The sequence below is a fragment of the Haloferax sp. Q22 genome (genome assembly GCF_001482285.1).
In the GTDB taxonomy this organism is placed as follows: domain Archaea; phylum Halobacteriota; class Halobacteria; order Halobacteriales; family Haloferacaceae; genus Haloferax.
In genome coordinates this window covers 105,922-119,367 of sequence record NZ_LOEP01000007.1, presented here as the reverse complement: position 1 = coordinate 119,367, position 13,446 = coordinate 105,922, and the positions used below count along the sequence as shown (strand labels likewise).

The 13,446-nt window shown below is 65.9% G+C and carries 9 protein-coding genes; all 9 read left to right on the top strand.

Annotation, left to right across the window (positions count from 1 at the left end; translation table 11 throughout):
* The first annotated feature begins 64 nt into the window (after positions 1-64).
* The 9 genes from AM590_RS02785 (at position 65) to AM590_RS02745 (ending at position 13,273) form a co-directional block, all read left to right on the top strand.
* Positions 65-1,402: a hypothetical protein gene (locus AM590_RS02785; RefSeq protein ID WP_058826112.1), complete on the top strand. Its 1,338-nt coding sequence runs from the start codon at positions 65-67 to the stop codon at positions 1,400-1,402.
* Positions 1,403-1,990: 588 nt separating this feature from the next.
* Entirely contained in the window at positions 1,991-5,257 is a 3,267-nt protein-coding gene (locus AM590_RS02780; protein ID WP_216635665.1) for a 5'-nucleotidase C-terminal domain-containing protein, read from the top strand.
* Positions 5,250-6,155 carry a hypothetical protein gene (locus AM590_RS02775; RefSeq protein WP_058826111.1) on the top strand — a complete coding sequence of 302 codons (906 nt, stop codon included), beginning with the start codon at positions 5,250-5,252 and terminating at the stop codon, positions 6,153-6,155. Before AM590_RS02780 ends, AM590_RS02775 begins: the two co-directional genes overlap by 8 nt.
* A gap of 64 nt (positions 6,156-6,219) precedes the next feature.
* Positions 6,220-6,825, top strand: coding sequence for a hypothetical protein (locus AM590_RS02770; protein WP_058826110.1), 606 nt, complete (start codon positions 6,220-6,222; stop codon positions 6,823-6,825).
* Positions 6,826-7,117: 292 nt separating this feature from the next.
* A complete protein-coding gene (locus AM590_RS02765; RefSeq protein ID WP_004975735.1) occupies positions 7,118-7,318 on the top strand; it encodes a hypothetical protein in 201 nt (66 codons plus the stop codon).
* A 258-nt stretch (positions 7,319-7,576) separates the two neighbouring features.
* Positions 7,577-8,380: a DUF502 domain-containing protein gene (locus AM590_RS02760; RefSeq protein WP_058826126.1), complete on the top strand. Its 804-nt coding sequence runs from the start codon at positions 7,577-7,579 to the stop codon at positions 8,378-8,380.
* Positions 8,381-8,647: 267 nt separating this feature from the next.
* Positions 8,648-11,458 carry a right-handed parallel beta-helix repeat-containing protein gene (locus tag AM590_RS02755; RefSeq protein ID WP_172795743.1) on the top strand — a complete coding sequence of 937 codons (2,811 nt, stop codon included), beginning with the start codon at positions 8,648-8,650 and terminating at the stop codon, positions 11,456-11,458.
* 207 nt (positions 11,459-11,665) lie between these two features.
* Positions 11,666-11,959, top strand: coding sequence for a hypothetical protein (locus tag AM590_RS02750; protein WP_058826125.1), 294 nt, complete (start codon positions 11,666-11,668; stop codon positions 11,957-11,959).
* A 330-nt stretch (positions 11,960-12,289) separates the two neighbouring features.
* Complete coding sequence (locus tag AM590_RS02745; RefSeq protein WP_058826108.1) at positions 12,290-13,273, top strand: CARDB domain-containing protein; 984 nt, start codon at positions 12,290-12,292, stop codon at positions 13,271-13,273.
* The last annotated feature ends 173 nt before the right edge of the window (positions 13,274-13,446 follow it).

Sequence of the window (13,446 nt, the reverse complement as noted above, 5' to 3'; positions counted from 1 at the left end):
TATACTACTAGATAACGTCGGCGGCAATAAATTATATGCCATGTGACGAAGTTGACACACTCATATGGAAGTGGTGAGAAACGTCCGAGAACTCACGGCGGTTCTCGAACAGTTTTCGGAGACGACGGGAACGGTTCGCGGACTTGAGCTGACGAGCGAAGGTGACTCGACCGACGGAGAGGTCGTGGCTTCGGTCACCGTCGAGTACGATCTCGCGTCGGAGTGCGCGGTCGACCCGGACCGACTCTCCGTGTCGTCGCCGGCGGCGTCGATGACCGACGGCCGGCTTCGACTCGACCTCGACGTGGCGCTCGCTCCCCCAGCGACCGAAGATGCCGGAAAGGAATCGGCACCGGCTGAGCACGGCGCCACTGACGGCGATCCCGAGCCGGCGGACGCGCCGGTCGCCCGAGCCGACGGCTCCGGGGCGCGTGGCTCGGGGGGCAGCGCCCCTGTCGCATCGGTCGTGTCGCCACCGACGATGGAGTTTGCGATCTCGACGGGAAGAGACGAGCTGTCGGAGGACGACCAGCCTACACCGGCATCGTCGGACGGCTCCGTTGAGGCGGATACAGAGACGAGTCCGGATACGGATACGGACATGGCCCCGGACACCAGCACGGACACGGAGCCAGACGCGGACGCCAAGGCAGACGCCGACTCGGTGCCGGCGCATCACGACCCCGTTCGGCTTCGAGAGGCGTACGAGGCCTGCGAGACGTTCAAGGAGATGACCGACGCGCTCGGCGTCGACGTGACTCCCCAGACCGTCCGCAACCAGATGATTCAACATGGGATTCACGAACCGGAGTCGTACGGTCCGTCGACCGAACCGGCGTCGACGACTGACGCGATCGAGTCGGGCGACGAGCCACAGCACCCCGACCCGAGCAGCTCCGACGGGGACCGCGCGAGCGAGACGGCACTGTCTCCCGGGTCGGGTGGTGAAGAGGCCGGCAACACGGCGGCGGAACGTGACACGCCAGGTAACGACGAGGCCGACACGAACGACGAGTCGAAGTCGGTGTCGAAGCCGGGGTCGGAGTCGGAGCCGCAGTCTGAAACGGATCCGGCCACGGATACGGAGCCAGACGACGAGACCGACAAGCCGACGACGACCGAGGGCGCGTCGACCGTGACCGCCCTTCCGCCGCTTCCCGCGTCGGTGTCTTCGCTCGACTGCTCGACCGAAGACGTGTGTGCGGCCGTCTCGGGCGCGAAGACGCTGTACGAAGTCGAGCGCCGTCTCGGCCTCGACCGCACCGACGTTCGCGAGGTGCTGACTGCGCTCGACCTTCTCGATCTCGTCACCGGACGGATGGCGCGGCGCGACGCGTCGGCGGCGAGCGCCGACGACGTTCGAACGCGAGTACATGCCGCGCTCGTCGAAGGGACTGAGTGAACTTGCGGACGAGCGCCGGCGCTACCTCGTTCGTGTTGTCGTGTCGCCGAGTTGTCAAGCGGTGGTGGGGCCCCCCAGATGGGGGGAGGATGGAACGAGAACGAGAATCAAGTAACCAGTCACAGGTGGTGACTTTCTCGCCCTCGTACTCGTTGTTTCGGTGGAGAGTGATATAGATTTGGATAGTAGGTACCACTCGAAGCTACTGATAGTATATCCTTGCTGAAGGGGAATGGAGAACGATTTTGCGATGGAACGACCACCGAATCGAGAAGGTGGAAACCGTTCTCAACTGGTACGCAATCGGCCAGTGGGTTTAAATATACCTATCGGAGCTACCGGAAGTACGTACCACCATCACTCCGTGAGTGCCCAGCGACTCGCACTGGGGTCGCCGCGCGATGACGTCGGCTTGTGTCCACCGAGGCGGAGCCGAACCGAACCACGGCATACGAACCTCTCTATCGCAGTTCTGTCACCTATATAACACACTTACCAGCGGTTATCACACCCGCCTCGGTGCGGACTGATGTGCCTCCGCACACACCACCACAGACAACTCTCAATCGTACTGTAACGGTGCTACTGGTGTTAGTACTCACGACCGCGACGTTCCCCGCCGGTGCGGCGGGCGTCGCGGCGGGGGAGGACGCGAGCGCACTCGATTCGAACGTCCAGTCGGCGATGAACGCGTCCGCGCCGGCGGCCGTGACCATCACCGAACTCCAGTCGAACACGTCCGACGGCGACGCCTCGGCCTACGCGGGGCAGTTCGTCAACGTCACCGGGACGGTGACCGCGACGAACGCCGACGGCTTCTTCCTGCAGAACGCCTCCGCGGCAGACGTACGCCACAGCGCGGTCTACGTTTACGCGGGCGGGTCGTCAGATGCGAACCCTGGCGACGAGGTGCGCGTCGATGCGCCCGTCACCGAGTACTACGGGCTGACCCAACTCGACCTGACAAACGACAGCGCCTCGTTGTCGACGACCGGAAGCGGGTCGGTTCCCGAGGCGACCGCCCTCGCGACGGAAAACGTCTCCCAAGAGGCCTACGAGAGCGTGCTCGTCAGCGTGCGCGACGTGGAAGTCACGGCGACGCCCGGCCAGTACGGCGAGTGGGCCGTCACCGACGGCTCCGGGCCGGTCGCCATCGACGACGTGACGACGGGCGACGACACCACGCCCTCGGAGGTCGGCAGCACCGCCGACGCCATCGAGGGACCGGTGTTCTACAGTTTCGAGGAGTACAAGATTCAGCCCACATCGGTGACGAACCTGACCGCCCCCGCGGGCGGTGACGACGGCGACGCCGGCAACGACACCGCCGGCGCGAACGCGACGACCATCACGCTCGTCAGCTTCAACGACATCGGCAAGGCGGCCGCCGGCTCCGGCGACGACAAGCTCGGCCGGATGATTACGCTCATCAACCGTGAGCGCGCGAACGCCTCCGGCCCCGTCTTCGTGGCCGGCGGTGGCGACGAACTCAGCCCGCACGCCCTCCGCAACTACGACGGCTTAGAACACGGCTACGAGCCGCCGGTGACGGCCATGAACCTCATCGACCCCGACGCCGAAGTCGTCCAGAACCACGAACTCGACTACGACGAGGACGCGGGCACGAACGACTTCGCCGTCTTCGAGGCCATCGCCAACGAGTCGACCTACCCGTGGCTCCTCGCCAACGTCGTCGACGAGGAGACGGGTGAGAACCTCCCCGGGACGCAGAACTACACCGTCGTCGAGCGCGGCGGCGTGACAGTCGGCTTCTTCGGCCTGACCGACGAGGCCATCAACGCCAAGACCGACGGCGTCATCGAGCGCAACGGCTACACCGTCGTCGACCCGACGACCGCCGCCCAGCGGACCGTCGACACGCTCCGAAACGAGGAGGACGTGGACGTGGTCGTCGCGCTGGCCCCGGTCGGCATTCCGGACTCGAAGGACCTCGCGCGGAACGTCGACGGCATCGACGCGCTCGTCTCCGGCGACGACCAACAGCGCTACCCGCCGCAGACCACCAACGGTGTCCTCATCGGCGAGACCACCGGGAAGGCCAACGCCATCATGCGGATGGAACTGACCGTCGATAACGGGAGCGTCACCGACGCCTCCGGCGAACTCGTCGACGTGACGACCGACATCCCGCGAAACGACTCGTGGCAGACGTACATCAACCCGCTCCGCGAGGACTATCTCAACACGGAACTCGCGACGGCGGTCATGCCCGAGCACACGGGCGTCGGCTCCAGCTACACCGACGACTCCGCGACAGGTCACCTCGTCACCGACGGCGTCCGCGGCTACACCGGTGCCGACGTGGCCGTGACGAACGCCGGCGGCATCCGCGACACGCTCTACCCAAGCGAGTACGGCGCGGGCGAGGAGTTCAACATCACCCGCGGGATGGTCACCTCGACGCTCTCGTTCGGCAACCACATCGTCGTGGTCGAGGTGACCGGCGCGGAGCTCCGAGAGGTCGTCAAGAGCCAAATCACACCGCTGCAGATGGACAACCAGTACGGCACCCAGACCCAACAGCAGGTCAGCGGCGTCACCTTCGAGTGGGTACCCCACAGCGATAGCTCGTCGCCCGGCGAGGGCGACGCGACGATTCGCGACCTCACGGTGAACGGCGAACCCGTCAACGATTCGGCGACGTACACACTGGCGACCAACTCCTACATCGCCGACGGCGGCAGCGGCTACCCGCTCGGCGACAAGCCACGCGTCGCGGTCCTGAACGAGACGACGATGGCCGACGGTGTCATCGGCTACCTGCAGAACCGCTCGACCATCGCGGCCGCCGAAGTCGACACCGAGTCCGACGACCGGATGCGCCGGGTCGACACGGCAGTTGACGCCGACGCGGTCGACGTGACGAGCGACGACGGCCAGACGACGGTCACCATCGACGCGCCCTCGCGAGTGGCCGGCGTGAGCGGAACCGCCGCCTTCGCCGACCGCAACGGCGGCTACGTCGAGACGACGAACGTCACCTACGACGGCGCGAGCGGCACCGTCACGGTCACGGTGTCGACGAGCGACCTCGACGCCTTCGGGCCGTCGGTGACTGCGGCGGACTCGGGCGTCGACCTCTACGTCGACTACACCGACAGCGCGTATTCGAGTCAGTACGAGAACTTCGATTCGGCGGTGCTGAACGCCGACCTCGACGGCGAGGCGACGACGCCCGACCCGACACCTGAACCGGCAGACGGCGTCGCGCTCGCGGTCGGCTCGGACGGCCAGTCCGTCCCCCTCGGCGACACCCGGACGTTCGATATCACCGCGAGTGACGCCGCCGACGGCGTCGGTGCGTACGAACTGACGCTCACGGTGGGTGATTCGAGCGTGGCCCGCATCACGGACGTGCAGTTCCACGACGAACCCGGGTTCTCGGCGATCAATATCAGCGACGACGGCAGTGCGGTCCGCATCGAGGCCGCCGGCATCGACGCCGACGGCGACGCGAACGACTCGCAGGTCCTCGCGACCGTGACGGTCGAAGGCGTCGCGCTCGACGGTTCGACCGCACTCGAACTGACCCCCACGGCGACCTACGACTCCAACGGCACGGCCTACGCGGTGTCGCGCATCGACAACCGCGCGGTCGGCGTCGAACCCGGTGACATCACCGGCAACGGCCGCGCGATGGCCGACCACGACGGCGACGGCGCCTTCGAGGACGTGAACGGCGACGGCAGCGTGGACGTCGTAGACGCGCAGGCGCTGTTCGCCCACCGCGACGCGGACGCCGTCCAGTCGAGCACCCCCGCGTTCGACCTCAACGACGACGGCCGCGTCGACGTGGGCGACGTACAGCGGCTGTTCGCCTCCACGGATGCGTAAGACGAAGCTGCCCGACCGAGCCGCACTCGTGGTGTTCGCGGCGCTCGTCTGTCTGAGTGCCGTCGCGCCGCCCGCGCTCGCCGCGACCGACACGACCGTCGGCTTCGACACCGACGCGGCGACCGTCGAACCCGACTCGACGCGGACGTTCGACATCGTCGTCGACAGCGTCGACGCCGGCGTCGGCGCGTACAACCTGACGGTCGAACTCGACGACGCGTCGGTTGGTCGCATCGCCGAGGTCGCCACGCCCGACGGCACCGACCCGCGACTACGGGACGTGTCGTACGACACCGAGCACACGGTCGCCTCGGTTCGCGTCGTCGGCCTCGACACCGACGACACCGGTTCGGTGACCATCGCGACCGTCACCGTCGAAACCGCCGACGCCACCGGTGACGGCGCGCTCGACGTATCCGTGACCGCCCTCGGCGACGAGGACGGCAACGCCTACACCGTCACTGACACGTCGGGACTCGACCTCTCGGTCTCGGAGTCGGCCGGCGGCGGGGGTTCCAGCGGTGGCGGTGACGGGGACACCGACGACGACACCGGTGACTCGGACGACGCTGGCGACGACACCGATGACGGTTCGGACTCCGGGTCGGACGGTGATTCCGACGCGGACGACGAGTCGGGCGATGCGACCGACCAGCCCGCGACAACCGAGTCGGCGGCGGAGTCCCCAACGTCAACCGCGTCGCCCGCGAGTCCGACGACGGCCGATAGCGGTTCGACGACCGCCAGCACGACAGACACGCAGTCCGCGACCGCGACCGAGACGACCGAGCGCCGGACCACGGGGACCGGCATCCCCGGCTTCGGCGTCGCTCCCGCGGTCACCGCCATCGCGGCGCTCCTGTTCGGGTTCGGACGCCGGGCGCGGCGCGAGGGCTGAGCGAACACGGGCCCTCCGGAGCCTGTGTCGAATCTTTATCCGTGTGGGCGTCTAGCAAGGAGGTATGAACGGCCCGGACACCGCGGATGAAACGAGCTTCTATTTGGACTACGAGCTACAGGTCGATGCGACCCGTGACGCCGTAGCGAAGCTCGCTCGGGAGGTCCTCCAGTACGAGTGGGCCGACTACCTCCGCGCCTCGCCCCCGGAGGGTCCCCACACGTGGCACGCCCTCGACTCGGGGAAGCCGTGGGGCCGCGTCACCCCTACGGCGTGGGAGCGCGGCCGCGACCGCGGCTACGACCTCCACTTCGAACACTACCCGACGCCGCGCGCCCTCCAGCGCGGACAGTTCCGACTCGAACTCCACCTCGAAGACGGTATCCACGGCGACGCCGACTTCTCGGGCGACTCGCCGTACGCGGCGCTTCGCGAGCGACTCATCGCGGCACTCGACGAGGTGCGCGACGAACACGACGACTTCCCGGCCGGCGAGTTCGGCACCGGGCGGACGCTCTGGCGCGTCGACTCGCACTTCCTCGCGGGCGACACTGTCGCCTACTACGAGGCGCTCCGCGAGGCGCTGTCGGCGCACGACGCGTTCGTCGACGCCGCGGCGGCCGTCCTCGACGACGAACTCCCCGAGCGCGACCCGTTCGAACGCGACTGACGCGCCGAGGCGAACCGCCGACTCGCAGGCCGCATCGCATCGAATCGAATCGAATCGAATTGCGCGAGTACTGACCGTGAGTGGTGACGTTCCCGAGTGGAGCGCGTCCGATGCCTCCGACTGCTGTCTTTGCTCGACGTCCGGGTCCATCAGAGTGACTCCTATCGGTTCGAAGCCGACCGCAACAGAAAGTGTACAATCTACTCGACAATACCACTATATAGCTACATTTGGATGACAATCGTCGAGAATTGCGAAAGGATTATACCCGATGCCGCCTGTTAGTGAAACGATGGCGCAAACACTCGAGGTCGCCCCGCACGTAATCACGGAGGGTTCGACCATCCGGCATTCGACGCTGTGTACGGAACAGACGGTGGTGGAAATCGAAGACGAGACCGTCCGGACGATGTACGACGACGAGGAGTTCGTCTACCCGCGCGAGCAACTCGCGGTCGACCTCTCAGTCGGTCGGTTCGAAGTCGTCTCCTGATCCCGCCTTCGGGACGGCACGGGCCACCGTCTCGGCTTCCGTCGTCGCTCACGGCTCCCGCGAATCCATCCGGCCCGCTTCGGTCCCCGTTTTCTCCGCTCTCGACTGACTCGTTCGTCACCGGACGCCTGCAAGCGGCCCCGCCGCAGTACGTCTCGAAAATCTAGACGGTTCGACTGCCGACACTATTTTCACGACCCACATGAATCACCGGCCGTGTCCTCCGCAGACCCTCCGCGCTCGCCGGGCACGCTCGCCGTGAGCGCCAAAGAGACCGGTCAATCGCTGTACGAACGGGCGTACAACACCCTGCTGACGGGCGTGGCGATCATGATCCCCATCGTCATCACGCTGTACGTCCTGCGCGTCGGCATCGACTTCGTCAGAAACGCCCTCGAACCGTTCATCGAACTCCTGCGCTGGGCAGGAATCATCAGCCGCTTCGAGAGCGTCGAATTCATCAGCCTCCTCATCGACCTCGGTATCTACTCGTTCGTCGTCGACTTCTTCACCGAACTGGTCGCCCTGCTCGTCCTCTTCGCCATCGTCGCGGTCGTGGGGACCGTCGGCCGCAACCAGTACGGCGAGAAAATCATCGGCGTGTTCGACCTCGTCATCTCGTCGATTCCCGGCGTCGGCACGGTGTACAAGAGCTTCCGCCGCATGGGCGACGTGGTCCTCGACGAGGGGGCCGACGAGTTTCAGGACGTGAAACTCGTCCAGTGTTTCGACGACGACGTGTACGTACTGGGCTTCCAGACGGGTGGTTCCCCCGCGACTATCGAACAGTCGACCGGCCACAAGGAGATGGTCTCGATGTTCCTTCCGCTCGCGCCCAACCCGGTCACCGGCGGCCTGCTCACCTACATTCCCGCCGACGACGTGTACGACATCGACATGACCGTCGAGGAGGGCGTCCGGAGCATCCTCACGAGCGGTGTCGCCACCGACGAGGACGCTGACGCGCTCGGCGTGAACATGTCCGAACTCCGCGGCACAGAGCGGTTACAGGACATCCGCGAGTCGATGATTACGAGAGAGCGGAAGGAAAAACAGGACTGAGCCGTGTCTCGCGCGACCGCTGGCGAGACTGGCCAGCGGAACAAGCTTTTTACTCGATGTCTGTCGTGTGACAGACACGTCCGCATTCCACGCGCTGTGCGAGGGGCAGAACAGCGACGGTAGTAGTGCAGGGGCTGTCGAGCACGCGTTCTGTGGGCACGGACAGGTCTAACTATGGCACGGAACACAACGCGTTCTGTTGGGTGGGTCGCTCTGAGCATCTTCGTGTGCGGGTTACTCGTGATCGCACCGGTTGGGGCGGTCAGCGTGGGCACGCCCGTAGGAGACATCGAACCGAGCCCCGCACAACTGAGCAACGCGACGGTAACCGTCGACGACTCCGGAGGGGCGGACTACCGGCGGATTCAAGCGGCGGTGGATAACGCCTCTGCCGGCTCCACGGTTGAAGTGCGCCCGGGAACGTACCGCGAGGCGGTGACGGTCGACAAGAACCTCACACTGGCCGCCCCGGACGGCGCGGTGCTGAACGGGTCGACGCTCGGCTCCGAGGCGAGCGCAATCGAAATCGTCGGAGCCGCCGAACCGCTGATTTCGGGCTTCACCATCACTCGCTACGGTACCGCGGGCATCGACGCACAGGACACCACCGGCGCGTGGGAAGCGACCGACCTCGAAATCACCGAGACTGACGGCTTCATGGGGACCGGCGTCAACGCCGAAGGTTCGAGCGGGGACTGGGTCGTCTCGAACGCGGTCGTTCGGGACAGCTACCGAAACGGGGTCAACGCTCGGCAGTCGGACGGCTCGTGGCTGCTCGAAAACGTCACCGTGACCGACACCGTGTTCGGAACCGGTATCCGCGCCGACGAATCGACGCGGGACTGGACGATTCGGAACGCGACCGTTTCCGACACGCGGGACGACACGACCGGTATCGCCGTCTTCGAGACGACCGGCGATTGGACGATTACCGAGACGACGGTCGTCAACAACTCCCGCGACGGAATCGAAGCGACGAACACGGCCGGTTCGTGGCGGATTACGAACAGCACCGTCGCCGGAAACGGACAGTTCGGCGTCAACGTCGGCGGCCCGGCGACGGCGACCACGACCGGCGCGAACTGGTCGATTATCGGGTCGGACATCGAGGCAAACGGAGACGCGGGCGTCAACGCCGAAGGAGTGACCGGGCCGTGGCGGATTCACGAGTCCCGGCTGGTCGATAACGGAGTCGGTGTCGACGCGTCCGGAGCGACCGAGCGCGGTGCTGTCGAGCGGAACTGGTGGGGCGCGACGGACGGCCCGTCGGGCGTGGCAAACGGCTCCGGTGACGCCGCGACCGGGAATCTCTCGGTCACGCCGTACTACACCGATTCGGCGCTGACGACGCTCTCGACCGCCTCGGCTGGCGATGGTGTCGACGTGTCCACGTCGGCGACGATGATCTCGCCGGACGAACCGGGGGCGCTTCGGACGGAACTCACCAATACCGGTGACACCGCCGTCTCGACCACCGTCGCCTTCGACGACCTGACGGGCGTGACCGTCCGAGAGGCGGACGCCAGCGCCGGCACCTGGAACAACGAAACCAACGAGTGGGAGATTGGCTCCCTGCAAGCGGGCGCGACCGCGTCCTTGACGCTCGACGTGAGCGCAGACGCTTCCGGAACGTCGCTCCCGGACGAGCGGACTGTCTCGGCGACGATGACCGCCGGTGAGACGACCCGGTCGCTCAGCTACCCGGTCACCGTGGCAGCGACCGACGACCTCTCGATGACCGTCGGCACCGCGACCGCAGAACCCAACGAGACGGTCACGGTTCCCGTCGAGACCGAGCCGGTCCGCGGCGGTGTCTACTACGCCGGAACCGTCTCTTTCGACCCGTCTGTCGTGCACGTCGAGAACGTCACGATGGACGACGAAGACGCGTTCGTCTGGTCGGAAGCCGACAACCAGAACGGAATCGCCGAGTTCGGCATCGAAAGCGCCGACTACCTCACAGACCCGGTTGTAAACGTGACGTTCGACATCGTCGGAGACAGCGGGACGACGACCTCGGTGAACGTCAGCGACCGGACGGTCTACACGACCGGCGCGGATTACGTCGGCTTCCCCGTCGCGAACGGGTCGGTCACCGTCGCGTCCGAGGGGAGCGGGACGACCGACACGGCTCCGCCGGCGCTCGATAGCGTGGCCGCACAGCAGGACGATGATATCGCCGTGACCGTCTCTTCGAACGAGTCGCTCGCGTCGCTCACGGGCGTGCTCACCGATAGTGACAGCGTGTACCGCGAACAGATCACGCTGAGCGCGTTCGACGAATCGGTCGTGAACGGGACGTACGTGTACGAGACCGTGTACAGTGGGGCCGGCGACGGCGAGTACGAGTTCACCGCGACCGCGACCGACACCGCCGGTAACGAGGCGACTGAGACGGAGACGTTCGTCATCGGCACCCAGTCGGATCCCGACTCGACGATACAGCTCTTCGTCGAAACGCCGACCGAGGCCGTCGGTGCGACCGACACTACGACTGTCGAACTCGTCGCCGGCGACGTCGACTCCTTCGTCGGCGCGTACGAGGCGACCATGTCGGTCCCCGCCGATTCGGGCGTTCGCTTCACGTCGACGAGTATCGGCGGGTCGCCCGCCTTCTCGGACGCGGAGTACAGCGAGAACAACACGACGGTCCGCTTGAGCGCCGTGGGCATGGAGACCGCAGACGGGCCCTCGCCGGACCTCGCCGAACTCACCGTGACCGTGAACGGGACGGACGGAGCGGCCGAACAACAGATTCCGGTCACGGTCTCCAACGCGAACGTCTCCGATAAGAACGGAGCTGAACTGCGCGTTGGGTCGACGGAGAACGGAACGCTGCACATTGTGACGTTGTCGGCGGTCGGTCCGAGTGAGGAGCCACCGACAGACCCGGACGGCGACGGTCGCTACGAAGACGTCAACGGCGATGGGAACGTCACGGTCTCGGACGTGCAGGCGCTCTTCGCGAACCGGGACCACGCCAGCGTCCGCGAACAGGCAGCGTTGTTCGACTTCAACGACAACGGGGAGTTCAACATCGTCGACATCCAGCGCCTGTTCTACAGCGAACTGGGCTGACCCCCGGCTCGTCTCTGAGCGCCGTCGCTCTCTCCGAGGTTCGTTTCGGCCGTTCACGCTCTCTGAATTGTCAGTGGAACTAACACTTATGTGTCTGCCCAACGAAGTGTGTTCTCAAGGGCCATGGAGTCGCTACCGCGAGTTCTCGTCTACGGACCGCCCCCAGAGCGAGCCTGGCATCCGCAAGGCGACGTCGAAGTCCGATACGTGACCGAGACCGCGCCCCTTCGCCGACTCGTCTCATCGAAGGACCCGACGGTCGTCGTCTGCCTCCACGCGCCGCCGTCCTATCGTGGAGGAGTCGCCGCGCGCGTCACGCGGAACGTGGACGATAGCCAACCGCTCGTCGTCACCGGCTGGGAAACGTCTCGTTCGCCCGCGCTCGAGACGGTCGATTCGGACCTCGTGAAAACCGTCGGACTCCCGGACGACGAACCGCTTCCGGAGGCGTTGTTCGACGTTGTCGACAAAGTCGGTGCCGGCCTCGCCGCATACGTCTGACTCATCGCCGCGGCGAGTCTCGCCGTCCACGAGTGCGAATCGGCGAGCCGGCGGTAACTCTCCGACTGACCGTAACAATTAGAATGCTTGCTGCTTCTTGTCGTAGCATACACGTCGTAGTAATCACGCGCTCGTGCGGCGATTCGCGGCAGTACGAACTGTGAGGGGCTGCTGCCGACCGCCACTAGTGATGCGGTTTCGCTCACCCAACGCCGTGCGTGACTCGTGATGGGTCGACGAATCAAAACCGACACCAACTATGAGTTCTTCGCACACGCCCAGTTCAACGCGAGTCGTCCGGATGGCGTCCGACCCCGTGGGGGATGCCGAATGACACCAAACGCGCGCCACTGTCTGGTGGTGTTTTCGGTCCTCGCGCTCGCGGTCGCGCCGGGAATCGGTGCCGCGGCCGGGTCGACGGACGTCGCACTCGACCCGACTGACCAGACCGTTGCGAACGGGGAGACGACGACGTTTGACGTAGTCGTGACGAACGCCTCCGGCGGCGTCGGCGCGGCCAACATCACGTTCTCGCTCGCCAACGAGACCGCGGATATCACGCAGGTCACGTTCAGCCACAACGCGGCGGAGGTCACGACGACGTACGCGAGTGACAACAGCTCCGCAACGCTCACTGGCTACGGACTCGACACGAACCAGACCGGTTCGGTCGTCGTCGCCACCGTCACGGTCGCGGGGAACACGACGAGCACGGCCGAAACCACGGTCACGCCCCACGTCAACGCCCTCGGCGACGAGGACGGCAACGACTATACGGTCGGTGAGGAACGGTCCGCACGACTTGAAGTGACGACCTCGTCGTCGGGCGGCGGCGGTGACGGCGACGGCGGGGACGATAGCGACAGTGGCGGTGGCTCCGGCGACGGCGGGAGCGGCGACACGGTGTCCACGACGATCACGAATCTCTCGCTCGCGACGACGAGCGTCGAAACCGGCGAGGACGTCGAAGTCGCGGCGACCGTGTTGAACGACGGCGACGTGACGACGAACGCCACGGTCAATCTCACGGTCGACGGGTCCGTTCGAACGATGAAGACCGTCTCCGACCTCGAACCCGGTAACGAATCGACGGTCGTGTTCCTCCCGGCGTTCCAGCAGGCGGGGACGTACAACCTCTCTGTCGGCGGCGAATCGGCGACGGTGACGGTCGCCGAGCCGACCACGACGACTTCCGACCCGGTGACGACTGAGACGCCGACGGAGACGGAGAGCCAAGCGCCCGGGTTCGGCGTGCTGCCGGCGCTCGTCTCGCTGGTCGCGCTCGTCGGTGCGGCGCGTCTCCGGGCTCACTAACTCGCGTTCGACTCGCTCGCTCCCCGAGTGGGCGGTCGGGAGTTGGGGCATCGACGCGAACCCGATTTTTTGACTGCACCAGCGGTCGCTCGAATCACCGAGTCCCCGCCGATGTGCCGTCTTTCGGTGAAGGTCAACGGAACCACATACACTTAATGTGAGCGCTCGTGAGA

Coding starts and splice junctions, on each gene's coding strand:
- AM590_RS02785 (WP_058826112.1), top strand. CDS start 65: ATGGAAGTGGTGAGAAACGTCCGAGAACTCACGGCGGTTCTCGAACAG.
- AM590_RS02775 (WP_058826111.1), top strand. CDS start 5,250: ATGCGTAAGACGAAGCTGCCCGACCGAGCCGCACTCGTGGTGTTCGCG.
- AM590_RS02770 (WP_058826110.1), top strand. CDS start 6,220: ATGAACGGCCCGGACACCGCGGATGAAACGAGCTTCTATTTGGACTAC.
- AM590_RS02765 (WP_004975735.1), top strand. CDS start 7,118: ATGGCGCAAACACTCGAGGTCGCCCCGCACGTAATCACGGAGGGTTCG.
- AM590_RS02745 (WP_058826108.1), top strand. CDS start 12,290: ATGACACCAAACGCGCGCCACTGTCTGGTGGTGTTTTCGGTCCTCGCG.